Raw genomic sequence first — 25,182 nt, 5'->3', positions numbered from 1 at the left:
TGCCCCGGCCGCCGTACCGTCCGGGGAGGAGCCGATGACGACGGTCGCCGAGATTCCCGGTGTCGTGACCGCGGCCCCCGTTCCGGTGCGGCGCAGGTACGCCTTCAGGGTGCCGTCGGCGGTGCCGCTGCTGTTCCTGGCGGTGGCCGCGGTCGCCGCCGTCGCGCCCGGCCTGTTGACCGGCGTCGACCCGCTGGCCGCCGACCCGCTGCACGCGCTCGCCGGGCCGAGCGCCGAGCACTGGTTCGGCACCGACCACCTCGGCCGTGACGTGCTGTCGCGCGTCGTCCACGGCGCCGGGCACTCGTTGAGCATCGGCGCCGCGGCCATCGGCCTCGCAGCCGGGGCGGGTGCCCTGCTGGGTGTCCTGGCCGGACTGTCCCCCCGCTACCTCGACGAGCTGCTCGGCCGCCTGTTCGACGTGGTGGCCACCTTTCCGGAACTGCTGCTCGCCCTGCTGGTCATCGCCGTCACCGGTCCGGGAACCGGCAACGTGATCCTCGCGATCGGCATCGCGCAGATCCCCAACTACGCCCGGGTGATCCGTGCCCAGACGTTCGTGGTGCGCCGCTCCGGCTACGTGGAGCAGGCGGTCACCTTCGGCCTGGCCAGGCCGGTGCTGGTCGCGCGCCATGTGCTGCCCAACGTGCTGGGTCCGCTGCCGGTGCTCGCCACGATCGGCATGGGCACCGCCATCATCGCCACCTCCGGTCTCAGTTTCCTCGGCATGGGGCCGCAGCCGCCCAGCCCCGAGTGGGGCTCGATGCTGTCGGAGGCCCGTGACTACCTGCGCGTCGCCTGGTGGACCGTGCTCTTCCCCGGGCTCTCCGTCACCCTGACCGTCATCAGCCTGACGCTCGTCGGGCGCCGCCTGCAGCGCCGTTTCGAAGGGAGAGACCGATGAGCCTCATCGACATCGAGGACCTGCGGGTCGGCTTCCCCGGGGCCGGGGTGGAGGCCGTACGGGGGGTGAGCCTGTCGATCGAGGCCGGCGAGTGCGTGGCGATCGTCGGGGAGTCGGGTTCGGGCAAGAGCGTCACGGCCAGGACACTGGTCGGGCTGACCGGCCCCGGCGCCTCGGTCACCGCCTCCCGGTTCACGGTCGACGGCCGGGACGCGCTCGGGTTCGGCGCCCGGGACTGGCGGCGGCTGCGCGGCCGGTTCGCCGGGTTGGTGCTCCAGGACGCGCTGACCTCGCTGGACCCGCTCCGCACCGTCGGCGACGAGATCGCCGAGGTGCTCGCCACCCACGATGTCGTACCTCGCGCGGCCAGGAGGGAAAGGGTGATCGAGCTGCTGGACGCGGTCGGGGTGCCGGAACCGGAGGTGCGCGCCCGGCAGTACGCCCACCAGCTGTCCGGGGGGCTGCGCCAGCGGGCCCTGATCGCCTCCGCCATCGCCGCCGACCCACCACTGATCATCGCCGACGAGCCGACGACGGCGCTCGACGTCACCGTACAGGCCCAGATCCTGCGCCTGCTCGCCGCCCGCAAGGCCACCGGGACCGCACTGCTCATGATCAGTCACGACCTCGCCGTGGTCTCCGCCATCGCCGACCGGGTACTGGTCATGAAGGACGGGGTGATCGTCGAGGAGGGGGAGACGGGGCGGGTGCTGGCGCTGCCCCGGCACGACTACACCAGGCTGCTGCTCGCGGCCGTACCCTCCGCGATCTCGCGTGGCACCCGGCTGTCCGCCATCGCCGCCGGGGGCGTCGCGCTGCGCACCCCGCTGCCGGAGCGGACCGTGGACCACGCCGCGCCGATTCTGGAGGCCTCGGGGCTCTCCGCCGCGTACGGCTCGCGCACCGTGGTCGACGACGTGTCCTTCGAGGTCTTTCCCGGCGAGACGCTCGGCATCGTGGGGGAGTCCGGTTCCGGCAAGACCACGGTGGCCCGGCTCGTCCTCGGCCTGCTCGAACCCACCTCGGGAGAGGTGCTGCTGGGAGGTGAGCCCTGGTCGGGCATCCCCGAGCGCGGACGACGCACCCGCAGGTCCCGGATCCAGGTGATCTCCCAGAACCCGCTCGGGTCGTTCGACCCCCGCTACACGGTGGGCCGCCTGGTCGCCGAACCGCTCCGCGGCGCCTCCTCCGGGAGCGGATCCCACCGCGGGGCCTCTTTCGGGAGCGGTTCCCGTCGCGGGGCCCCGGCCTCGTGGCGGAAGGACCGGGTGGCCGAGTTGCTCGACCGGGTCGGGCTACCGGCCGATGTCGCGGGACACCATCCCCGGCGCCTGTCGGGCGGCCAGCGCCAGCGGGTGGCCATCGCCAGGGCGCTGGCCACCCGCCCCGACGTGCTCGTCTGCGACGAACCGGTCTCCGCGCTGGACGTGTCGATCCAGGCACAGGTCCTCGATCTGCTCGCGGAGATCCAGGCGGCGGACGGGACCGCGATGATCTTCATCTCGCACGACCTGGGGGTGGTCCACCACGTCGCGGACCGGGTGCTGGTCATGCGCGCCGGGTGGGTCGTGGAGGAGGGGTACGTGGACGAGGTGTTCTTCCTGCCCCAGCACGACTACACCCGCGAGTTGCTCGGCGCGGTGCCCAAGCTGGTCTCCGCCGGACCCTGACCAAGGCCGCGGACGTCGGGCAGGAGCAGCACGCCCAGGCAGGAGACGGCCAGCAGCGCCGCCGCCCCGTAGAGGGTGGTCGCCGCGCCCGTCACGCCGGCCAACGGTCCGGCCAGGGCCATGCCGAGGGGCGTCAGCCCGAGGGAGAGCAGCCAGTCGTACGCGGACACCCGGGAGATCGCCTCGGTGGGGATGTGTTCCTGCACGGCCGTCTCCCAGAGCGGGGACATGAACGCCAGGCCACCGGTCGCCAGCCCGTAGGCCACCGCGACGGCGAGCGCGGGCGCGCCGGCGGCGAGCAGGACCAGAGGGAGTGCGCCGAGCGCGAGCGCGATGTTGGCCACCACCAGGGGGCGCCGGGGCCTCGCCCGGAGTGCCAGCAGTGCGCCGCAGAGGGCGCCGACCGTGCCGCCCTGCACGATCGTGCCCCAGGCGAGTTCGCCGCCGAGGCCCGTGACGGCGATCACCGGCCCGATCGTGATCAGGGCGCAGCGGGCCAGGTTCCACAGTGAGTGGCCGATGAGGTTCGTCCAGTACCACCGGTGGCCGCGCAGCAGCGCCCAGCCCTCGGCGAGCTGCCTGGCGAACCGCTCGTGCGGCACCGGCGGGATCGGCCCGAGCCGGAGGCGGCCGAGCAGCACCGCGCTGGCGGCGAAGGTCGCGGCGTCCAGCAGCAACGCCCAGCCGGGTCCGGCGGTCAGCGCGAGGGCGGTGGCGATTCCGGGGCCGAGCAGTATGGACCCGCGCTGGGCGATCGCCATGAGCGCGTTGGCCCCTGGGAGGTGCTCGGCCGCCACGGTGGCGGGCACCAGACCGGTCGTGGCGGGCCGGAAGAACGCGGAACCGGCACCGGAGATCGCGGCCAGCACCGCCAGGTGGACGATGTCGACGGTGCCGGTGACCAGCTCGACGCCCATGGCGGCGTGGGCGAGGCCGCAGACCACGTCCGCGCCGATCATCACGCGACGGCGTGGCAGCCGGTCGGCCCAGACGCCGCCGGGCAGCATCAGCGTCACCATGGCGATCGACTGGGCGGCCAGCACCACCCCGAGGTCGGTGACCGAGCCGGTCGCGGTGACGATCGCCAGCGCGAGGGCCACCGAGGTGACGGAGTCGCCGAGGCTCGACAGGGTCTGGCCGGCCCACAGCAGGCGGAAGCGGGGGTCCCGTAAGGGGGCCCAGGAGTCTCGCAGGGGGGTCATGGGAGCGAAATTACTACGAAACCAAAATATATGCATCCGTATAAATGAAGGATCGGCGGAGCGCCGCGTGATGCCGGGGAGGCATCGGTGCACCGGCCCGCCAGGGCCGCCGGGGCCGAGCCCGGTCGCCGCGGCGAGGACCGCGTTACCCTGTGGGCATGTCAGAGCCTGACTCCGTCGATCGGCACATCACGCACTGGTCCAGGGAGCTGTCCGACCTCGACCCGCAGATCGAGGGGATCTTCACCCGGATGCAGATGATCGTGCGGCTGCTCAGGCGCAACAAGGACAGGTGGCTGGCCGCCGGAGGACTCAAGCACTGGGAGTTCCAGGTCCTGCACCACCTGGTCGCGGCCGGGCCGCCCTACCGGGCGACTCCGTCGCTGCTGGCCGAGTGGCTCGACACCCACCCGGCCACGATGACCAACCGGCTCGACCGGCTGGAGCAGGCCGGATACGTCGACCGCGTGCACGACCCCGGCGACCGCCGCCGCCTGCTCGTCGCGCTGACCCCGGCCGGGCGCGCGATCTGGCAGGAGCGGATGGACGACGGCGGCCTGGAGGAGCAGGCCCTGCTCGCCCCGCTCGACCCCGGCGACCGTGAGCTCCTCGACGACCTGCTGCGCCGGATGGTCCGCGCGGCGGAGGCGGACGGACCGCCGCTCATGCCCGACTGGCCGTCAGGCCCGGACGCGGAAAACCGCATGTCGAAACGGGGAACGGGTGGTTAGCATGAGAGCATGACCTTCCTGGTGATGCTCTTCCCCGCAGCCGGGGTCACCTGACGTCTTCTTGAGGCCCTGAAACGGGGCCTCGATCTGTTTTCGGGCTCCAGCGGAGGTTCCGATGTCCCGAATCCTGCTCACCACGACCATCCCGTACGTCAACGCCCGTCCCCACCTGGGCTTCGCCCTGGAGCTCGTTCAGGTGGACGTGCTCGCCAGGCACCACCGCCTGCTCGGCGACGAGGTCAGGTTCCAGACGGGCACCGACGACAACTCGCTCAAGAACGTGCGGGCCGCCGAGGCCGAGGGGATCGCCGTACGGGATCTCGTCGACCGCAACGCCGCCGAGTTCGCCCGGCTGGCGGGACCGCTCTCGCTCTCCTACGACGACTTCATCCGGACCAGCGCCGACCCCCGGCACCGGCCCGGCGTCGAGCGGTTCTGGCGGGCCTGCTCCGCCGACCTGTACCGCAGGCACTACGAGGGCCTCTACTGCGTCGGCTGCGAGCAGTTCTACCCGTCCGACGAGCAGTGCCCCGAGCACGACGCCCCGCTCCAGCGGGTGTCCGAGGAGAACTGGTTCTTCCGCCTGTCCCGCTACCGCGACGAGCTATACGGCCTGATCGACAGCGGCCGCATTCGCGTCGAGCCCGCCGAGCGCCGCAACGAGATCCTGGCCTTCATCGCCGCGGGGTTGTCCGACTTCAGCGTCTCCCGTTCCCAGGCGCGGGCGCGCGGCTGGGGCATCCCGGTGCCGGGCGATCCCGGACAGGTGATCTACGTGTGGTGGGACGCGCTCGGCAACTACCTGACCGCGCTGGACTACGCGAAAGGAGAGCACGACGACTGGTGGTCCGGCGCCGACCGGCGGATCCATGTGCTCGGCAAGGGCGTCCTGCGCTTCCACGCGGTCTACTGGCCGGCGATGCTGCTCTCGGCGGGGGAGGTGCCGCCGACGGACATCCTGGTCCACGACTACCTGACCGTGGACGGCCGGAAGATCAGCAAATCGGCCCTCTCCGGCGGTCCCGGCCACTCCGGTGACGGCCCTACGGGAACAGAGCTCTCGGCCGTCGACCCGATCGGGCTCGTCGAGGCCTACGGCGTGGACGCGGTCAGGTGGTGGCTGCTGCGCGAGGTGCCCAGGGTCGGCGACGTCGACTTCACCGCGAGGCGGCTCATCGCCCGCCACGACGGCGAGCTGGCCGACGGGCTGGGCAACCTCGTCAACCGGGTGGTCAGCATGGTCCACCGCTACCGGGGCGGGATCGTGCCCGAGGAGCGTGAGACGGCTCTGGACGAGGTCAGAGGCAAGGCCCGAGGCGCGGTGCACGAGGCCCTGGAGGCGTTCGACTTCCGCGCGGCCACCGCCGCCGTCTACGCGGTCGCCGAGGAGGCCAACCGGTACGTCAACCGCACCGAGCCGTGGCGCCTCGCCCGCGAGGGCTCGCCCCGGCTCGACGCGGTCCTCGGCACCCTGGTCGCCACCTGCCGGGAACTGGCGGACCTGCTGGCCCCCTTCCTCCCGGACGCCTCGGCGCGGATCGCCGGCCAGTGCCGGGGAGAGCGGCTCGCCGACCCGGTCCCGCTCTTCCCGCACCACCGCCCCCGGGGCCCCGCCCCGGCCCGCGTGGAACAGCGGCTGATGTCATCCGTACCCTCGCCGCACTCGGACACCGTTCCCGCGAGGAGGTCCGGCGGGTGAGGCGGGTCGCTCAGATCAGTCGCCGGGCTCCCGCCGCCGGGGGCGCCGGATAGATCTCCGGTGCGGCCCAGCCGTGTTCGGCGTAGGCACGGGTGACGGCCTCCCGCACGGACTCCACCCGCTCGTCGGTGACCAGTGCGATCGCCGAGCCGCCGAACCCGCCGCCGGTCATCCGGGCCCCCCGGGCACCGCCCCTGACCGCCGACTCCACGGCCACGTCCAGCTCGGCGCAGGACACCTCGAACTGATCGCGCAGCGACAGGTGGGAGGCGTTCAGCAGGGCGCCGATCTCCCGTACCGCCCCGGCCCGCAGCAGCCCGATCACCGCCTCGACCCGGTGGTTCTCCGTCACCACGTGCTGGGTGCGCCTGCGCTCGTCGCCGCTCAGCCTGGCGAGGGCGCCACCCAGGTCGGTGATGTCGCGCAGCGCGTCCAGGCCCAGGTGCTTCGCGGCGTTCTCGCAGTCACGGCGGCGGCGGGCGTACTGCCCGTCGGGGAGCTCGTGGCGCACCCCGGTGTTGATGATGAGCAACTGGAGGCCGTGGCTCGCCAGGTCGAACGGGATGTTCCTGGTGCTGAGGCTCCGGCAGTCCATGAACAGGGCCTTTCCCTCCTCCGCGAGGGCCGAGGCCGCCTGGTCCATGATCCCGCACGGCATGCCCACGAAGTCGTTCTCGGCCTTCTGCGCGGCCAGTGCGACCTCCATCTTGGTGAGGCCGAGCTCGTACAGCTCGTTCAGCGCGATACCGACGACCACCTCAAGTGCCGCGCTCGACGACAGCCCCGCCCCCTGGGGCACGTCCCCGTCGATCACCACATCCGCGCCTCCGACCTGGTGCCCGGCCCCGCGGAGCACCCAGAACATCCCGGCCACGTAGCGGGTCCAGCCCTCGGCCTGGTCGGGCGTCGCGAGCGTGACCGGCTCGTCCACCTGCAACGACCGCAGCCGGATCACCCCGTCCTCGCGCGGCGAGACCGCCGCGGTCACCCCCCACGGCACCGCGAACGGCAGCACGAATCCGTCGTTGTAGTCGGTATGCTCCCCGATCAGGTTGACCCGCCCCGGCGCGTGCCACACCCCGGCGGGCTCCGTTCCGTACGACTCCCGGAAAGCTTCAACAACGCGCATGATCCAACACTCCTCAACAGGGTTCACCGTCAGGGTAGCGAGTCCCCCGGAGCCGGGTTCCGCCAAAGGTCACATCTTGAACCCGTCCCGCCCGGCAAGTGTGCGAACAGCGCCCACGTTTGGTTGAATGCCGCAGTACGGTGTGCACGAGGGGCGGTAGCTCAGCCGGTTAGAGCAGGGGACTCATAATCCCTGGGTCGCGGGTTCGAGTCCCGCCCGCCCTACCCCTGGTGATCACCCGAAAAGCGCCCCTGACCTGCGTGTTCGCGGTCGAGGGCGCTTTTGTCATGTCCGGCTGTCCATGGCTGTCACCGATCGTTCGCGGCTGGCCGCGCCGAATACGTGCCGACCGCGCGGCCCCGGTGTACGCGGTGGAAACCGTGGACGATCACGGCCTGCCTGCTCGCGGCGACGGCCGGGCCGAAACCGGTGTGGGCCGGCCGGATGACCGGCCGGCCCACACGTTCTGTGGTTAACGGGTCAGCCGCTGATACGGATGACGCCGTTCACCGGTGATGGCTTGCCGCTGTTGTCGTAGATCAGTTCACCCTTCTTCTTCCATACCTTGATCGTCAACTGGTCGGTGCGGTCGGCCGGTTTGCCGGAGTCGACCGCGGTGATCTCATAGGTCACCTCGATGGTGCCGTTGACCTTCCCGTTTCCGCGCAGGACAGCGGTACTGCCGTCGGCGACCAGCGCTGTGGCCGAGGTGCCGCGCATCTTGAATCCGGGGGCGTTGAAGGTCAGGCCGGTGGTGGGCTTGGTGGCCTTGCCCGGATAGCGGGCCGAGAGGGTGAAGGTGGCGCTGCCCTCCTTGCCGCAGACACCCTCCAGCCGACAGGAACCGGCGGGCACCTCGATGCTGCCGTCACCGGCCACGGCCGTGGCCGGGTCGTAGACCTCGATGTAGACCTGCTCCCCGTCGACCGTGTCGGCAGTGGCACGGCCACCGTGGTTGTCGGTCACGGTCAGCGAGATCGGGTAACGGCCGGGCTTGGTGAACACGTGCGACCCGGTGACCATGCCCGTGCTCTTACTTGCCTTCTTGCCCGCGTTCTTGCCCGTGCTCTTGGCGGGGCCGGCCAGGGCCGCGGGCACCGGCGTGCCGCCGACGCTCCAGACAGCGGTGTGGACATCGGCGCCACCCGGATCGGTGAAGGTGGCGTTCAGCTTGACCTCGGCCCCCACTGCCACGGCCGTGACCGGCTGCTCGAAGGTCACCTCGGGGACGGCGTTGGTGACGTTCACGGTGACCTGGGCGCTGCCCGCGGCGCCCTTGTCGTCGGTGACCGTCAGCACGACCGTGTACTCCCCGGCCGACTGATACACGTGCTGGAGCTTGATCTGCCCCGCGGTCAGAGTCAGCGGCTGCGGCCCCGCCCCGTCCCCGTAGTCCACCATGTAGGTCCAGGCGGTGGAGTCGGGATCGGTGAACGAGCCCGGCGTGCTCCAGACGCTGCCCGCCTCGACGGGGTACGTCGTCTCATCCACCGTGACCCGGGGAGCCTGGTTTGGCGTCGACTCGGTGACCACGGTGGCGGTGAACGTCGCCGTGGACGAAAGGCCGCCGTCGTCACGGACCGTCACCGTGACCGGGTAGGTCCCGGTGGCGCCCCAGGTGTGCTCCAGCGCGATCTCCTGACCGGTGACGGTCACCGGCGTGACGCCCGAACCGTCGCCGTAGTCGACGGTCGCCGTCCACGAGGTGGAACCGGGGTCGGAGAACGATACGACGCGCTGGAACTTCTTCCCGGTCGCGATCTCGACGTCCGGCCCGGCCGTCACCACCGGCGCCGTGTTCGGCGCCTCCTCCTCGATGACATACGGCACGCCGGCCGCCCCGAGGGCGCCACCGCTGTCGTAGACCATCACCATCGCGGTGCCGGTGCGCGGGGCGGTGAACGTGCGGGTCACTTCGACGGTGCCGCCACCGGGCCGCTGGGTCACCACGGCCTCCACCGGGGGCCCGTCTCCCCACGCCACCTTCGCGGTGTGGGTGTCCTCGGCGTCGGCGTCGGTGAAGGGGATCTTCAGGGTGAACGGCTTGCCCACCGTGGCCTTCAACGGCTCCGCGGGGACCTCGACGACCGGTTCGGCGTTGGTCTTGAGGACGCCGCGACCGGCCAATGTCATCGTGTAGACGACCTCGGTGCCCTCCTCCTCGGGGGCCTCCTCGGTTCCCGAGGTTTCCCCGGTGCCCGAGGCGCCTGCGCCGGGCAGGGGGAAGGGGTCTTCGGGATATCCGGTGTCGGGACGGTCGGAGTCACCGGGCATGGTGACGGTGGTGAAGGTCAGCTTCCCAGCCGCGTCCCCTTCCTTGTCCGGGGTGAAGGTCACATCAACAGAGCACTTGGCGCCCACCGCCAGCTCGACCGGGCAGTGCTCGCCCCGCCCGAACGGGCCCTCGGCCGTGATCGTCTTGATCTGCATCGGCTCGCTGCCCCGGTTGGTCAGCGTCGCCTTGATCGGCTGGCTGGTCGATCCGACCTGTACCGGATCCGTCCAGAGGATCCCGGCCTTGTCCAGCCAGGGCCGGACCGTCGCCGTCGCCGTCGCGCTGTTGTCGTCCGGCTTGGGGTCGGTCACCTCCAGGCTGTAGCCGTGGGCACCGGCCTGGAGTTCGGTCCCGTCGGCGGCATCCGCCGGCACCGTGGCACTCACCTTCACCGTGGCCGACCAGCCAGGCTCCAACACCTTGACCGTGTTACGGTGCCCACCCTTGATCGGCGTGCACAGACCCCGGTAGGTCTCACACGTGCTAGCACCGGCAGTGTTGGGGACGGCCACATCCAGCCGCACATCGGTCGCGGCATCCGGCCCCTTGTTGGTCACGGTGGCCGTCCAGGTCACCGTCGACCCCGGCCCCGGCTCGGCCGGCGACACGCTGTGCGTGACCTCCAGATCCGCCCGGGCGGGACTGGGAGTCAGCAGCAACGACCGCTCCTGCTGGACGAACCCGTCCCCGTCCGGCGAGCGGTCACGCACAAACCCCTGTACCAGGATCTGCCCCGAGGAATTGACATTCCGTACGTTCCACATGCCCGCACACGGCGAGGTCGTCTTCAAGGCGTCCTCCGGGCACCACGGCCGAGACAGCTTGTCCGTCAGCGGATACCGCGTGCCGTCCACCCACATCACCAGCGACCGGTTCGAGTCGAGGAACTTGCCCGGCTCGAAACCGACGATCACCCCGTTGTCATTGACCGCGTTCGCCTCACCCGAACCCAGATCGACCGGCTTGCCGTCCTTCCACACCATGGCGCGCTTGATCGTCTTGTTCTCGGAGCTGCCGCACCGCAACGTGCCGACCACCAGACCGGTGTTGTTCAGATCGCTCGCCTTGCCACCGGTCACGGCGCATCCCTCGACCGTGCCCGGGAGCCTGGTCAGCACACCGTCGGCGTAGACCGCCGGCGCCGTGTCCCTGGGAAGACCGTTGGTATCCCGGCTGAGCGTGTACGCACCCGCGATCGCACCAGCGGCGTTGATATGCGGGGTAGAGTCCTGCATGGTCTCGGGTATGTAGCCGACGCCTGTATCGAACTCGGCAGGCAGCGCGACCGCGGCCCCCCCGTACCACGTCACGTAATCGAGCAGACCGGCATTGCCGAACACCTCGCCGTTGTCGTTCAACGCGATGGCGACGGCGTTCGATCTCGACGAGCTGTAGCCCGGTTGCAGATCGGTGATGGAACCGTCGTCGGACCAGACCACGGCGTGCCGGGTGTTGCGGCCGTTCACCGAGGCCACGGCCGAGCCGGACACATCCCCGGCCTCGTTGATGCCCAAGGCGCCGGTCTCGCACCTGACCGCGTCGTCGCTACAGGCCAGGCCGCTCAGCTCGGTGGCCTTGCCGTCCTGCCAGCGCACCGCGCGCCACTTGCCATCCTTGCCGTACACCCTGCCCGCGACCTGGCCGCGGTCGTTGAGCCCCCACGCCTCGGTCCTGGAGGGATCCTGGCCGGGCAGCGTGCCGAGCTCGGTCACCTTGAAGGTGCCGAACCGCGCCGTCACGGTGTGCGCCCGGTCCATCGTCAGTGTCAGCGCACCCGGACCCCGCACCTCACCATCGACCTCCCAACCGATCGGGACACGCCCGGCCTCGGGAGTCGCGGTCACCTTCACCTTGCTCCCGGCCCGGTAGGTCGCCTGGTCCGGCGACGCCGACACCGAACCACCGGGCTCGGCCGACAGCGACAGCTCGAACTCGCGCAGGTCCGGCTTCTTCACCTCGACCAGCGACTGCGCGGTGCGCGGCCCCTTGGCGGTGTCGGCCTTCACCACGATGGAGTACACATCATCGGGAAGCGCATCGGACCTGGCGCCGTACACACCGTCACCGGCCGCACCGTCATCGCTGTCGCCGTCGTCCTTCAACGCCAGCTCGTGACGCGCACCGTCCTTACCGATCGCGACGGCCCGCACCGGCACACCGGTGACCGGGTGACTCTCGTCGGTCACCTCGGCGACCACCCGCACCCGGCCGTCATCAGAGGCGTCGGCCTTGACCACCGACACCTGGACCGGGTTCTCGGCGACCCAGGCACCCAGATCGGCCGTCACCGGCTCAGCCGCCGTGTTCGTGACCTCCAGCTTCCACGCGCCCGCCTGCGGGGCGCCCACACGCAACCCCTGGATCGGCTGCTTGGCCTCATCACTGCCCGCCGCGTACTGCGCCACCGCCTTGCCGGACGGATCCCGCAGCAGCAACCCGGTCGTCGACGGCAGGACAGCCGTGACACCGAACGCCGAACCCTGCGGCACCTCCAGCGGCACGGCCACCGTCTTCCCCGGCTCCACCGAGGTCGACGGCGTGGCGAACAGCGAAACCGGGTCCGTGCCGCCATCGGCGGAGGCCCCGGCCTTCAGGGTCGTCTTGGCGTCCGATTCGGTAGCCGCCTCCTTCTGCAGCTCAAGGAGATCCTCGTCCTCGGGCGAACCCGGCTCCGTTGCCAGCCGCGGCTTGACATAGGAATCGAAGTCCGACTGGGACCCGGTCATCAACGTGTGAATCGTGCCGGTTGTCGGCATGTCGTTGTAGTACCGCGCGCTCCACTGCGGCACGATCATGTCACCGTCGGGGAACGTCGTGGAGCCTGTGACGCTGGGCAGGGTGCAGGGCACGGGCCGGCCCACACCCACCAGGTTCGAGGGCGCCACGTCCTTGAGATTGACATACATCTCGTTCAAGACGTCTTGCACGTATGGTGTGGTGTTCTCTCGCGTGGCCGGCCAGTAAGGAACCCCCAGGGGGCTCCACGCGTACAGCGAAACGATCACGTCCGCGCACGGGGTCCCCCTGTTCGGGGTGCCCATCTGCATCATCCGGTTGATCACCGGTCTCTTGTCCGGCGTTTTCGGCATGCCGTCCTGGATGTATCCCCGGGTGATCAGCCCGCCCATCGAATGCGCGATGACATCGACGCGAAACGCGCCGGTTTCCGTGCGCACGTTTTCGACGTACTTTGCCAGTTCGGCGACGTTCTCGGAGAAATCCTTGGTGCGCTTGTACGGCTCCGGCAGATTACCGGTGCTAAGAGTGCCGCCGTCGCTGCCGAATGCGCCGTCACCGACCGCGTACACCTTCAGCTTGGTGTGCATCCCGGTCAGAATCGACTTGGTGGAGTCCCATGAACTCTTCGCGTCGGACTTCCAGCCATGCACCAGGACAACGGGCTTCGGCAGGACATTGAAGCTTTTCTCCTGAAAACTCTGGGTAGATCTGTCGACCTTCAGGGACGCCTTCAGATAGCGTTCTATTTTTGGTGCCTTTTTTTCCCAGGCAATCCCCGAGGTCGACCAGTGGTAGGAGACGGTGGCCGTTTCCTTCGGGGCGAGCTTAATCTCGATCGCCTTACCGATCGGCGTGGTGGCGCTCTCGCCGCTCTCAACCCCATGGCCGAAGCTGAGCTTCGCATCCAAGGAGAAAGAGCTGGGGTTGCTCACCTTTGCCGTGATGCGCACCTGATTGCCGTCGGTCACGCTATCGGCCGGGACCCACTCATTGGACGGGTACTTCTGCGTCTCAAGAGTGAGCGATTCGATGGCGGGGTTCCCGCCCAGATCGAGCAGGTAGAGGTGGTAGTTAACCCCCGGATCCTCTGACCCGGCATAGCCGACCAGGACGACCTGGTTATGGTCGTTGATGGCGACGGCATACTTGAAGTGTGTCTCCTCCGACAGGAAGCTCAGGTCGATGGACGCACCGTTGTAAAAGAGAGCCGCCTGACTCTGGTCGTTTTCGTTGAACAGCACCCCGACGCCGACGCCGCTGTTGTTGATCGCGAACATCCTGCCCCCGGCGGAGGCGTACTGCACATGGGGTTTGCCTTGCGCGTCCCAGATGACGGGGAGAGCGCTACGGGGAATGCCGTCCTCTATCTTTGTCGCCCAGCCGGCTACCTCGCCTCTGTCGTTGACATCGTAGGCCGTGGTAGGCCAATCCTGGTAATACAGCATGTCCCGCTCGAGATTTACGGGTTCACCAGGCTTGGTCCGGAAGGCGTTCGCCGACCATATGTCAGCTTTTTTGTTGAGGTAACCGACGACCGAACCCTTGTTGTTCATCCCCTCTGCCTGGAATATCGGCAGGTCAGGTGGTTCCAGTCTGAGCTTCGAGCCATCGGAGTCTACTATCGATTCCGCATGCAGAATCTGCTCCTTATTGTTTACCGCCACCACGCCATAAAGGCGTTTGTCTCCTTTCTTGACCGTACCGTCTTTGTAAGAGAATTCGAGGTTGGGAGAGTCTCCCCGCCTCTCCTTCTTGTACCAGCCGAGCACCTTGCCGTCGCTGTTCACGGCCTCGGCGTAGCTGGGGAGATCCTTGTTGCCGAGGAGCGTGCTGACGTCGGTTCTCGTCCCGTCAGGTGAGATGACGATGGCCTTCTGACTGATGCCAAGCCCGGAAGGCGAACCAAGGTTCGCGACGACCCGGCCAGAGTTGTCGATTCCTGCGACACTCCAGCGCCAGCTGCCCCAGTGGGCGTCGAGGCTGCCCAGATCGGTGATCTTGAATGACTCATCCGCAATCGCCGTCTTCGGGTCCGGAGTCGGCGCCGAGGCCAGCGCGGGCAAGGGCATGGCGAGAGCGCCGCCGACCAGTGCGGCGATCACAGGGAGCGCTATCCGCCGAACGGAAGCGGGATTGAATAACTTGAGCAAAGATAGCTCCGAAACTATGGCCGTACCCGACAGGTATGGCCAGGGGGGTGTTGAGTACACGACGCGTAGCGAATCGAATACTCGATAACGACATGATCGCGGCCGGTGCCGGAGCACTCAGCCGTCTTGACAGGAAAAACGGTTTCCCTAACCGCGTACAGGTTCAACCGGACTCGGCCCGCCGGCTTGTGTCGCTCTGCTTTGCGCACCCGAGACGACAAAGACCAGACGGACGGTTCCAGCTCTACGTGCGCCCTCGGCGCGAACACGGTTCGGAACTTCGTGACAGGTGTTCTCCTGATATAGGGACAGGTTGATTCAACGCTGATCATGAGCGGCCGGACTTGTGAGTGACATGTGAAACCTTGTGGCCCGTGGACACCGCCGCACATCGCACATGACCAGGCCCGGGGCGGGCCGGGCCCGGTCCGAGGACCTACCCGGTGGTTGTCCGAGCTTTCGGCGATTCCAGGCCGGGTGTTCGCGGGCCTCGTCGTCGTTTTCGAGGCTCGTGGGGGTCCAGCTCAGCCGTTGACGTAGAGGACGCCGGTCATCGGCGCGGGTTCACCGCTGTTGTCGTAGATCCGCACCTTGACCATCGGGTGGTCGATGCGGTCGGCTGCTCTGCCCGCGTCCACCGCGATGATCTCGTACGTGTCCTGGACGGTGCCGTTGACCTTCCCGTGCCCGCGCAGGCCCGCGTGTGCCCGCCTTCCGCAGGTGCTGTCCGGTAGGTCCAGGAAAGTGAGTCGGGGGAATCGAGGTGGGTGAAGTCGGGGTGCTGGGTGAAGGGGCTCACACCGACGACCGCGCTTCACGGGTCCGTGGTTCCGCACATCCGAAGCGGATGATGTCCGGGATCCACCTACGGCGAAAGATACGCCGACGACTTGTGAACAACTTGCGATGACTTGCCGGAGCATCACCAGCCCCCGGAGGGGCAATGGGAACCGCGCCCGGCCGGAGATCCGGGCGGTACGAAACCCCTCGACCGTATTGCTGGATCCTCCCCGCCGGAGCAGGCCACGGGGAGGTCCGTGCTGTCCCGCGAAGGTGGTCGCGGGGGCTCCGGCCTGGGAGATCGGCTCTGTGATCAACTCTTGGTAAAGAAGTCGAGGGGAGTGTGAGCAGGCCAACACCCCTCTTGACCAAAACTATAAGGATTCTGTAGAAAACTCGGTAAACCTGGTTGGGGAGGAGCTCGAACATGCGACATCGACGGATCGGCGCCCTGGCCGCGGCGGTTCTGGTGCCGGTGATCATCGCGATCCCGGGGACCGCGACCGCCGAGGCGGTCGGGGCCTCCGCGTGCGAGGCGACGTACCGGGAGGTCAACTCCTGGTCCTACCGGGAGGACGGGGCCTGGGTGACCGACAACATGGTCGAGATATCGATCAAGAACACCGGCGCCTCGACCATCGACGAGTGGCGACTGAACTGGACGTGGCCGGGCAACCAGAAGGTCACCGTCTATCTGGCCGGCCGGATAGACCAGTCAGGGGCCGATGTCACCGTGCACAGCAACGGGTCATGGAATCCCGTGAAGCCGAACGCCGAGGTCCGGCAGACCTTCATCCAACGGGGAGCTTCCGCCGTCCCTGCCCCGGTCGTGACCTGCACCCCCGTCCAGTAGCACCTCGGGTACGGACGGACCTCGATGGGAAGAGAGCCGTCCGCCACCTCACCTTCCCCCGTGGAGACGGACGGCATCGTCCCCCAAGACGGGCCGGCGGGGTCAGGCGACCTTCGCGGCGGGAGCCTTCCAAGATCTTCAGCGCACTTCTATCCGCCTGCCGCGGGCAACGCGTACACGTTGCCGTTCGCGCTGCCGACGTACACGAGGCCACCTGTCACCACAGGTCTGGTTTCGATGGTGCCGCCGGTTTGGAAGCCCCATCGCACCGTGCCGGTGATGGCGTCGAGCGCGTGAAGCGTTCCCCCGTTGTGCCCGACGTGAACGGTCCCGCCTGCCGCCACGGGGCCGGAGGTGAGACCCCTGCCCAACGGGAAGCTCCATCGCGCCGCGCCGGTGGTGGCGTCGAGCGCGTACAGCCTGCTGTCGGCGCCGCCGGTGTACACGAGTCCCCGGGCCACCGCGACGGCCCACGTGAAGCCGGGCTTGTCGCCCTCGGCCTGGAAACTCCACCGCCGAGTGCCGGAGCCGGCGTCCAATGCGTAGGTTGTGCCGTTCTTGTCGCCGAGGTACACGGCCCCGCCGGCCACCACCGGACGGAAATGGACCGGACCGTCGACCCTTGAACTCCATCGGACTTTCCCGGAGGAGCCTTCCAGCGCGTGCACCTCGCCATCGGTGCTCGCGGCATAGACGACCGCGCCGGCTCGCACCAGATGAGTGTGGTCTTGTCCTCCGCCGGCCCGGAAACGCCACTTCTCTGCTCCCGAGGTGGCGTCCAGTGCGTACACCGTGCCATGGTCGCTGCCGACCTGGACGACTTCGCCGACCAGCACGGGATCGGGGTTGAGGACGTCGCCCACCGGCTGGAAGCTCCACAGCCTCCTGCCGGAGGCACCGTTCAGCGCGAGGACCTCGGCGTTCATCGAAAAGGGGGACTTCCTGGTCCAGACGTAGAGGCGGCCGCCCGCGACCACGAGGTCGCCGATCACATCGATCCTGCGGCTCCACCTCATGCGGCCGGTGGCGGCGTCCAGCGCGACCAGCCTGCCGGAGGTGTTCGCCGCGAACACGGTGCCATCCGCCACCACATGATCGAACAGCAGGGAACCGCCCGTCTGGAAGCGCCACCGCATCGCGCCGGTGGCGGCCTCCAGCGCGTACACCGTGCCATCGCCGCTGGTGGCGTAGACGACACCGTCGACCACCACCGGCTCGGCATGGACGACCGCGTCGGTCGGATAATTCCAGCCGCTCTCACGCGCGGGGCCGGGAGGGCGGACGCCTGGCCGATAACGTGCGAGCAGGTTGCCGTGCAGCGATGGGGAGATGAGCCGCACCGCCTGTCGGGAGAGCGAGCTCAGCCGGACGATGACGGGGCCCACGTTGATGATCGTCGCGCCGTAGAACCCGTTCGTCTCGGCCACGGTATAGGAGAGGAAGCCTGGGCTCTCCGTGGTGGGATCGAAGGCGTTGGCCTCTTTGATGGCGCCGACCTCGGCGGTGAAGAGCTTTCGCGCGCCGGCGTTCGACGAGGACACCCAATCGACGGAGAGCGAGACGACGGTGCCGTCGTCAGTGGGCGGTATCCAGTCGCATCTCCCCGGCTTCGGCGGTGCCGTTCCCGCAGGATCGTCCGCTCTGGGAACCGCGCGGTAGCCGTCAGCGAGGACGGACAGATCATGGCCGGTAAGCAAGGCGCAGGCATCCGGCCAGGCGCTCGCCGGGACACCGCCGAAGCGGGTGGGCTCGCGGGAAAGCCCGTAGCTCAGCTTGTACGCGGTGATCCGGCCGTCATCGGGGACATCGCTGTGCACGAAGGCCATGCCCCGGATCGACCCGACAAGGGACACACGATGGTAAGGCAGGTCGAGCGGCAATCCGCCGAGCCGTCCGGTGCCGGGGTCGACGGAGAACAGGTAGGCGGGCAACGGCCATCCGTTATCCGGGAGGGCCCCGCGGTGGCCGGCCGCCGCGGAGTACGAGCCGGCGAGCAAGGGCGGGCTCCAGCGGCTCGGGTTCGTGACCCCGGTAGCTTCCGGGCCGGTGGACAGCAGGCGGCCGTCCGCCCCATAGAAGAAATCATCGTTCCCCACCGAGGCGCGAACGTACCCCTGCGCATTGGCCGTAGCGCGAATCGGGGTGTTTTCGCCCGGCGGTGAGGAGAACGGTGACAGCAGGCGCGTCCAATCGTGCCGCAGTGTGCGCGGATCCATCGAGGTGAGCCGCAGCGTGTTTCCCGCGCAGGAGCTGAGCAGCGCCACCGATCGGGCGGTTGCCGCACCCCACAGGCGGCAGCCTCGCGGATACGTCACCCGCGCCGTGGTCGCCCCGGTCCGGAGATCAAGGGCCCGGATGTCGAGAGGTTCGGCCGACCGCTCCAACACCACGATGCCGCGCTCGGTCACCATGATTCGCGGGCCCCGGTACGCGCCGACGCCTTCCGTCCGGGGCTGATGAGCGGAGACGGCGATCGTGCGCCGCCACAGCGCGGCGCCGGTGGTCAGGTCATGGCCGTCCAAGGCGTGGTCGATGATGTCCGGTGTCCCTCTCGACACGACCAGCGTGTCCGCCGCGATCCACACGCCGGTGATGGGCGCGGTGAGAGCCGGGTCGGCGGGGACGGTACGCCGGAGCTCACCGGTGCGCGGATCGTGGATCCGCACGGTGCCCTGGCGCGTCGCCACGGCGACCGCGTGGTCGGACACGGCGTAGCGCGGAGTCTCGAAGGACGACTCGCCGGTGTCGGTGTCCGTAGGCACCGACCACGCCGCACGCCACTCGACAGGCACGAGCGGGAGGCGCGGAGCGGACGCAGCCGGGCAGGCCACCAGGACCACCGCGAGCAGGACCACTGCCGTGCGGCGACGCCCGCGCACGGTCAGCATCCCTTGGTCTTTTGGATCTTCCGCTCGATCACGCATGCCTGGCCACGAGGGATCGGCTGCCAGACACGGAGCGGGGAGAGGGTGTAGTAGGCGCGGTAGGCGTCGGCAGTGCCGGTCACCCGGAACGGGTTCTTGTCCGGCCCCTCGATCGTGATCTGCTCGGTTCGGTCCTCCGCGAGCACGGTGACCAGGAGATCGAACTCGTAGTACGCCGCCGTGCCCTTGATCGACATGGAGAGCGTGACCCGCTCGTCCCGTTTCAGGTCTATCTGCTTCTTCCTGAAGTACGAGGTGTCCGGGTCCTTGGCGGTGGCAAAGCGGGGAGCCGGCTCATCGAGATCGGCGGAGAGTTCGATGGTGTCGACCTCTCCGCCGGAGGTGTAGAGCAGCACCGCGCCGTCCGAGACCGGCTTGCGGTCGAGGACGCGCGGCTTGATGTCGACGATGCGCAGGCTGCTGCGGTTCCCGATGAGGACGACGGTGACGTCCGCCTTTTCGAGGGGGGCCCGGTGATGGCGCGCCATGACGGCGTCATGGCGCGAGCCGGACGCGCTGCTCAGCAGAACCGCTCGCTCTCCGGGATCGGTCACCGGCTCCCTCAGGGCGGTGTCCTGCGTGGAGTAGTCGACGGCCACGTGGCCGACCTTGATCGGAGGCTCCCCGCTGATCCGGTCGACCGCGTCGGGTCCGCGTGCGTTGAACCAGGCGGTGAACACGACACCGATCACCGCGATGATCACAGCGCTGAGGATTCCCGCCAGCCACGTCCGCGTGGCTTTCCATCGCCCGGACCCGGCCGGCTCAGCCTCCTCGGCCCGAGGGGCGGGAGCCGCATTGGCTCGGCCGGATTTGGCACGCCTGTTCTGGCGCGCTTTGACCATGGGACGTCCCCTATCAACAGCGAACGGCAGCTGGCTCCCCCTCGCTATAGCTATACACTCATGCGGCTGCGCGATGTTGAGCTATTTGGGAATCTCTCCTGCGAGAGGCATGGTTCTGGAGGGCCTCGCGACGGCTCAGGCTCGCAACGCCATTTGCCTTTATGTGCCGGACGACCTCGCCGGGATTGGTCTTGGCGTATTCATGCAAAGCCCGCCCGATCGCCTCGTGGGCGAAAAGGTCTTTGTTCGACAGGCGTCGGCTCGATGTACGCCTTCAGGCCAGAGAGACGAGTTCACTCTCAGCGCTCTTGAGTTCCTGCCGGGCAGGGTAGAGCAGGTTGGGATCGGCCGGGGAAACCGCCTTCTCGAAACAGGGCACGAACGGCTCCGAATATCCGCGGCCTTGTTGACGGAGTCAAGGACGACCTGTTCCCGCCGGACGGGCTCTCTTCCGATCGGCTGGTAACGGAGAAGGACGCGGTTCTGCCCTGGGTCTCGGCCCGGACCGGCCTCCCGGTCTGGAAGGAGGATTCCTCCGGGCCGAGATCGGGTCAGTGGTCGAAGTCTCCGGTCTTGATGCCGTGGATGAAGGTGGCCCATCCGGTGGGGGTGAGGAGTAGTTTGGGGCCGTCTGGGTCTTTGCTGTCGCGGATGGCGATGGCTTCGGGCAGGTTGGCGGCCACCTCGACACACTGGCCGCCGTTGTCCGAGGAACGTGATGATTTCCGCCAGATGGCAGCGCTCAGGTCCATTCGTGTTTCACTTCCTGGGTCTTCTTGAGGGGTGCGTGCTGACGTTCCCTGGCCGAGACCGGTTCAGTGGTCGAAGTCTCCGGTCTTGATGCCGTGGATGAAGGTGGCCCATCCGGTGGGGGTGAGGAGTAGTTTGGGGCCGTCCGGGTCCTTGCTGTCGCGGACCGCGATGACTTCGGGCAGGTTGGCGGCCACCTCGACACACTGGCCGCCGTTGTCCGAGGAACGTGATGATTTCCGCCAGATGGCAGCGCTCAGGTCCATTCCCGTTTCACTTCCTCGATTTTTTTGAGGGATATGTGCTCAGGATAAGCCCATAGCCGTATCGCCTCATAGCGCTTCCAAATGGAAGCCACAAGATCTTGGTTGTTCGTGATGTGTCCCTGAGCAGGTGAGTCTGAATGGACAACGTCCGGTTCCCCGTTCGGAAGCTCGGCGATCATGAAGGCTCCCGCCAGGCCCGCCACGCACTCCGAATCGACGACCTGGATGGAGATGGCGGACCGATGCGCGGCCTCCAGTAGATGACCAAATTGCTCTTGCATCAACTCGGGGTTACCGATCCGACGATGCAGCACACCCTCATCGATAAGAGCGAGGAGCGTGGGTGCATCTTCCTGATCAAGGATCCGTTGCCGCTGCATGCGGGCTTCGACACGCTGCTCCAGTTCTTCGGACGTGATTTGGGGCCCTCGGCTGAAGAGATACCTGGCGTATGCCTCCGTCTGGAGCAGGCCGGGCACCAGGAGGGGATCCCAGGAGCGGATGACGAGAGCTCTGGGTTCGATCTCTTCGGCCCAGTTCCAGAACCAGGCTGGTCCTCCGGGCTGGGCGATGATGTGCTCGCGTATCCCCGTGAAGGAGATGCCGTTGGCCTTCCCATAGAGCTGGTCCAGTCTCTCGGCGTCGGACTTGGACGGCGTCCGGCTGGCGCTCTCCAGGCGGCTGATCTGGGTCTGGGTGCAGCCGAGGCGTCTGGCCACGGCGGTCTGTGAAAGCTGAGCGGCCTCCCGTAGGCGACGCATCTCGGCACCGAACCGTACTCGGGGGGATCCAGGGTCGAGAGACGGCGCGTTTTCCATCACATTTCCTCTCGAATTAGGAAAAACGGACTTAATGTCCAGTCGGTGATATCGAACCCGGTCCGGGTAGACCAACGGCTGTCATCATCAGCTCTAGCCTGGACTGCCGATCCGCTAGCAGGCCAACTGCCGGTAAGACAGTCTAGGCACAGAAATTCTCTTCACGAAAGCACAAGAAAGAAAGTGGTTGATCACCTTCTTGGCCAGAGGAAGGTCGGACCGCACATGAATAAGACAGCACTCTCTCGCGCTCCGGTCGAGAACATCGGAAATCACTCGAAAAGGAGGTCCGTGACGGCAGACGGCCTTTTGGTTGGCCAAATCGCGGCTCTGGTCGGCGAGAACGTCCCTCCGCCGGGGCCACCGGCGGCCGGAACGTGCGGATCGTCTCGAAGTCGCCCTTTGCTGCGGATGGGCATGTGAAGGGTGTGGCGAAGGCGGGCCGGGTGAGTGAAGATTGATACGTCCCGGCGTCAACCCCTCCGGAGGTACTGAATGCGCGTCGCCCGGTTGCTGGCCGCTAGCTTGGCGCTGGCGATGCTGACCTCGGGATGCACTTCCGAGCCCTCCCTGGGAGAAGCGGCAGCGGAGCTACAAAAGGACACCCAACGCCTGGAAACCGACGACGTCTTCAAGAATCCACTCAAAAAGCTGCGCTTTCTTCAGCGTCCGGACAAGGATATTCCCTGTGCCAAGGACGGTTTTAGGCGTGTGCTGCGAGTAACGGCCGATTACCAACGTGGCAAGGAAGAATCGTTGGACTCCCATCTGGACGGAGCTCAGAGGCTTATGGAGAACACTCTTTCCCAGATCTTGGGCTACAGGATGGAATATGACATCAGCCAGGTGGATGCTCCGGAAGGACGGTTCATCTATGGCAGTAAGGAGATAGGGATCACCGTGAACGTGTATGTGGCACCAGAAGCGCCTACCTGGCGACTGCATGCGCAAACCGCTTGCCTGGCGCGCTGAGAGAGTCGGCCGCGTCAGTCCCGAGCTTGGACCTTCAGTAGGTTCTCGGCCAGGTCGCTGGTCTGGACTCGCGAGGAGCTTTCAATCTTTTCGTCGAGCTTATCGTTGCCGTCCATCCAGTCCTCATAAGCAGCCAGCTTCTGCTGGAGCACCTGCTCCCATCTCTTGTTGCCGATGGCTTCACGCTTGGCCTCGGCCACGAACTCGTCGTACGTCTTGAGGGTACTGGTGGTCGCATTAATAAGCTCTTTAGGAGGCTCGCTTGCTGGGTAGCCGCCGCTGTGGAGAAGGGATGCCATGTCGTACTTCAGTCGCTTGGCGAGATCGGACCGCTCCTTTTTGGCTGCGTCGACCTGTGTCTCGAAGCTGTCGGCCCATGCGTCCGACGCGGAGCTGACGATGTACGCCTGAGTGATCCCCCATCCGAGTTCGGCGACCGGACCCGCGATGGGAATCTCACCTAGAAGAAAGCCGGCGGTGTTCTTGGTGAAATCACGGGCCAAGTCGGCGACGGCGTCTTCTTCACCGAGCACGTCTACCGTCGTCCTGAATGCGATGCTGCCGAAGTCGCCAAACATCATCGAGATATCACGGAAGTGATTGTTATCACTCTGTGCGTCCAGACGGGCGGCGGCCAGCAAGGTGTCATGGCGAAACCGTGCCACCGTCGACTTGAACGCGTCGGCGACCTTGTCCTCGCCGACGAAGGTCTTCATGAATTGAGAGGTATCGACGGGATTGAGATAGAACGCGGGGGTCACCCCGGGGAAGGCTTCCCAATGCTTGGGGATCTGCATGCTGGAGGCGCGGTCGGCAGCCTTGTCGAAACGTCCGCCCGAGACCAGCTCGTGGACATACGAATTCGCGATCACGCCCATAGAGTCCTTGGCGACCGCTGGTAGGGCAGTGCCGAAGGAGCCTGCAACCTTTATTACGTCCAGGGCGAAGGCGGCGGCCTCCGGACTGTGCTGCCCGGGTTTCTCGGTCGTGGCCTCGCTGCCCGCCTCCGCGACCCGGCCGAAGGCGTCGGCCACCTGATCCCCGGTGCCCACCTCCTTGGCGTAGTCGAGGAACAGCTTCATCTTGTCGGTTCGGTTCAGCGTGACCTCGGCCCCGCCCATCCTGGCGAACACGTCCCGTACCGCCGTGCCGTCCCCGGCGAGCACCTCCAATCCCATGGCGACCAGGTCGGAAGGCAGGCCGTACGCCTTCGTCTCGGCAGGCCCGCCGGCACGCCAGTCCTGCCGGGGCTTCTTCGCGAAGTCGTCCAGGACCAGCGCACGGGTCGCCGCGCTACGTACGGACGAGGGGGCATTGGCGCCTTTGAGCAGCGCGAGCCGGTTCCACGCGGCGGCCCTGTTATCGGCTGGTTTCACCAGGTCGGCTCTGACCTGGGCGAAGGCCGGGACGAGGGCGGGGGCGTTCAGGGCCGCGCCGAGAACCTTGCTGAAGGTGGCCAGGTCTTGTTTGGCGGTCTTACTGCCGGTGTTCGCGATGAGATTGGGCAGGCTGTCCCGGACCTTTGGGGACAGCAGGGCGAAGAAGGCGGCGGCGGCCTGGGGGTTGGCGGCGAGTTCGGCGACCTCGTCGATGTGCTCGTGGATGAGCCTGGCCTGCGACTCGCCGTGGAAGTTCACCAGGATGTTCTCGCCGTACATCCTGGCCAGGCCCTGGGCGATGTCAAAGTCCTTCAGCTCGTCGGGGAGCCGGATGAGCCCCGGTCCGCCCGCCGCGATCGAGGCCGCGCCGCCAGTGCCCCCCGCCCCGCCCAGCTCCGGGGCGCCGTTGCCCAAAGTTTTGATCAGGTCGATCCGGCCGTGCAGCATGGAGACCTGCCTCCCGCCCCAGTCGGCGATGTCGACGATCTCCCGGAGTGCGGGGGTGCCGATCCCGTACCGGCCGAGCTTCTCCTCGAACTCCCTGCTGAACGCGGTCAGCCGGTCGGCGGCGCCGCGCAGGGAGGTGGCCAGCGCACCCATCTGTTCGGGGTCGATTCCGCAGAACTCGGCGGTCGGTGCCATGGAACGTTCCCCCTCATGGTCATGACGGTCACGTGCGTCCGGCCAGCTCCCGGCGCATGGCGTCCGCCTCCGCCTCGGTCACCAGCGGGGGAGAGCGGCGCAGCTCTTCCTCGACCGCGTCCACCACGTTCTGGGCGATCCGTCCGAGCCGTTGATGCCGGTCTTCCAGCTCGGTGGTCCAGGCGGTGGCCGTCGGCCCTGTCCATACCCGCCCCGACCGCATCGCCGAGGAGGCGTGCTGGTATGCCTGCCGCACCTCGTGAGCCCGGTATTCGGCTTCGACCAGCAATTGCCTCAGCCGTTCGCGCCGGGGATTGGGCACCATTCGCTCGGCCACGCCACCCCCGTCCTTTTCATGACCCCGTGATGAAGGAAAAAGTCGCATACCAGAGTAGGTATTGATCGTCTGAATCGGCAAGTCCGGTACCCGGCCGGTATCGCGCTTCCGCTGGTG

17 protein-coding genes and 1 tRNA gene are annotated in these 25,182 nt (G+C 67.7%); 7 read left to right on the top strand and 11 right to left on the bottom strand.

The annotated features are described in order from the left end of the window. Positions 1-34: 34 nt before the first annotated feature. Both AB0K21_RS10105 and AB0K21_RS10100 read left to right on the top strand, forming a co-directional pair. Positions 35-904, top strand: a complete 870-nt coding sequence (locus AB0K21_RS10105; RefSeq protein WP_343976433.1) for an ABC transporter permease — start codon at positions 35-37, stop codon at positions 902-904. After that, positions 901-2,574 carry an ABC transporter ATP-binding protein gene (locus AB0K21_RS10100; protein ID WP_343976430.1) on the top strand — a complete coding sequence of 558 codons (1,674 nt, stop codon included), beginning with the start codon at positions 901-903 and terminating at the stop codon, positions 2,572-2,574. Before AB0K21_RS10105 ends, AB0K21_RS10100 begins: the two co-directional genes overlap by 4 nt. Here AB0K21_RS10100 and AB0K21_RS10095 read toward each other — a convergent pair. After that, on the bottom strand, positions 2,520-3,776 hold the full coding sequence (locus AB0K21_RS10095) for an MFS transporter (RefSeq protein ID WP_343976426.1): 1,257 nt from the start codon (positions 3,774-3,776) through the stop codon (positions 2,520-2,522). The genes AB0K21_RS10100 and AB0K21_RS10095 overlap by 55 nt on opposite strands. A 158-nt stretch (positions 3,777-3,934) precedes the next feature. Between AB0K21_RS10095 and AB0K21_RS10090 the strand changes: the two genes are divergently transcribed. Both AB0K21_RS10090 and AB0K21_RS10085 read left to right on the top strand, forming a co-directional pair. Beyond that, the gene (locus AB0K21_RS10090; RefSeq protein ID WP_343976423.1) at positions 3,935-4,507 is read left to right on the top strand and encodes a MarR family winged helix-turn-helix transcriptional regulator; all 573 of its coding nucleotides are present in this window, start codon (positions 3,935-3,937) and stop codon (positions 4,505-4,507) included. A 115-nt stretch (positions 4,508-4,622) separates the two neighbouring features. Beyond that, on the top strand, positions 4,623-6,206 hold the full coding sequence (locus AB0K21_RS10085) for a methionine--tRNA ligase (protein ID WP_364149114.1): 1,584 nt from the start codon (positions 4,623-4,625) through the stop codon (positions 6,204-6,206). 10 nt (positions 6,207-6,216) lie between these two features. Here AB0K21_RS10085 and galK read toward each other — a convergent pair whose 3' ends face one another. Continuing rightward, positions 6,217-7,335: a galactokinase gene (galK, locus tag AB0K21_RS10080; protein ID WP_343976417.1), complete on the bottom strand. Its 1,119-nt coding sequence runs from the start codon at positions 7,333-7,335 to the stop codon at positions 6,217-6,219. Between the two features lie 150 nt (positions 7,336-7,485). Between galK and AB0K21_RS10075 the strand changes: the two genes are divergently transcribed. Then, positions 7,486-7,559 (top strand) — tRNA-Ile (locus tag AB0K21_RS10075). Positions 7,560-7,815: 256 nt separating this feature from the next. Here the strand turns inward: AB0K21_RS10075 and AB0K21_RS10070 are convergent. Further along, positions 7,816-14,559, bottom strand: a complete 6,744-nt coding sequence (locus AB0K21_RS10070) for a PKD domain-containing protein (RefSeq protein WP_364149112.1) — start codon at positions 14,557-14,559, stop codon at positions 7,816-7,818. A gap of 1,147 nt (positions 14,560-15,706) precedes the next feature. Here AB0K21_RS10070 and AB0K21_RS10065 point away from each other — a divergent pair. Next, complete coding sequence (locus AB0K21_RS10065) at positions 15,707-16,132, top strand: cellulose binding domain-containing protein (RefSeq protein ID WP_343976411.1); 426 nt, start codon at positions 15,707-15,709, stop codon at positions 16,130-16,132. A 149-nt stretch (positions 16,133-16,281) separates the two neighbouring features. Here AB0K21_RS10065 and AB0K21_RS10060 read toward each other — a convergent pair whose 3' ends face one another. The 6 genes from AB0K21_RS10060 to AB0K21_RS10035 form a co-directional block, all read right to left on the bottom strand. Beyond that, positions 16,282-19,020: a PQQ-binding-like beta-propeller repeat protein gene (locus AB0K21_RS10060; RefSeq protein WP_343976408.1), complete on the bottom strand. Its 2,739-nt coding sequence runs from the start codon at positions 19,018-19,020 to the stop codon at positions 16,282-16,284. Next, on the bottom strand, positions 19,014-19,760 hold the full coding sequence (locus AB0K21_RS10055) for a hypothetical protein (protein ID WP_343976405.1): 747 nt from the start codon (positions 19,758-19,760) through the stop codon (positions 19,014-19,016). The genes AB0K21_RS10060 and AB0K21_RS10055 overlap by 7 nt, the downstream gene beginning before the upstream one ends. Before the next feature lie 199 nt (positions 19,761-19,959). Beyond that, positions 19,960-20,109, bottom strand: a complete 150-nt coding sequence (locus AB0K21_RS10050; RefSeq protein WP_343976402.1) for a hypothetical protein — start codon at positions 20,107-20,109, stop codon at positions 19,960-19,962. A 343-nt stretch (positions 20,110-20,452) separates the two neighbouring features. Further along, on the bottom strand, positions 20,453-20,653 hold the full coding sequence (locus AB0K21_RS10045; protein WP_364149109.1) for a DUF397 domain-containing protein: 201 nt from the start codon (positions 20,651-20,653) through the stop codon (positions 20,453-20,455). A 63-nt stretch (positions 20,654-20,716) separates the two neighbouring features. Further along, the gene (locus AB0K21_RS10040) at positions 20,717-20,917 is read right to left on the bottom strand and encodes a DUF397 domain-containing protein (RefSeq protein WP_343976396.1); all 201 of its coding nucleotides are present in this window, start codon (positions 20,915-20,917) and stop codon (positions 20,717-20,719) included. Further along, the gene (locus AB0K21_RS10035; RefSeq protein WP_343976393.1) at positions 20,908-21,735 is read right to left on the bottom strand and encodes a helix-turn-helix transcriptional regulator; all 828 of its coding nucleotides are present in this window, start codon (positions 21,733-21,735) and stop codon (positions 20,908-20,910) included. The genes AB0K21_RS10040 and AB0K21_RS10035 overlap by 10 nt, the downstream gene beginning before the upstream one ends. Before the next feature lie 495 nt (positions 21,736-22,230). Here AB0K21_RS10035 and AB0K21_RS10030 point away from each other — a divergent pair, with 495 nt between their 5' ends. After that, positions 22,231-22,707, top strand: a complete 477-nt coding sequence (locus AB0K21_RS10030) for a hypothetical protein (protein WP_343976390.1) — start codon at positions 22,231-22,233, stop codon at positions 22,705-22,707. Between the two features lie 14 nt (positions 22,708-22,721). On the opposite strand, the gene AB0K21_RS10025 is transcribed toward AB0K21_RS10030, so the two are convergent. Together AB0K21_RS10025 and AB0K21_RS10020 are read right to left on the bottom strand one after the other, a co-directional pair. Beyond that, positions 22,722-24,728, bottom strand: a complete 2,007-nt coding sequence (locus AB0K21_RS10025) for a hypothetical protein (protein ID WP_364149106.1) — start codon at positions 24,726-24,728, stop codon at positions 22,722-22,724. A gap of 28 nt (positions 24,729-24,756) precedes the next feature. Further along, complete coding sequence (locus AB0K21_RS10020) at positions 24,757-25,065, bottom strand: hypothetical protein (protein ID WP_343976384.1); 309 nt, start codon at positions 25,063-25,065, stop codon at positions 24,757-24,759. Positions 25,066-25,182: the final 117 nt, after the last annotated feature.

It is taken from the genome of Streptosporangium sp. NPDC049248 (assembly GCF_040678965.1).
In the GTDB taxonomy this organism is placed as follows: Bacteria; Actinomycetota; Actinomycetes; order Streptosporangiales; family Streptosporangiaceae; genus Streptosporangium; species Streptosporangium fukuiense.
The sequence above is the reverse complement of the archived record's forward strand: the minus strand, read 5'-3'. Positions and strand labels throughout refer to the sequence as shown.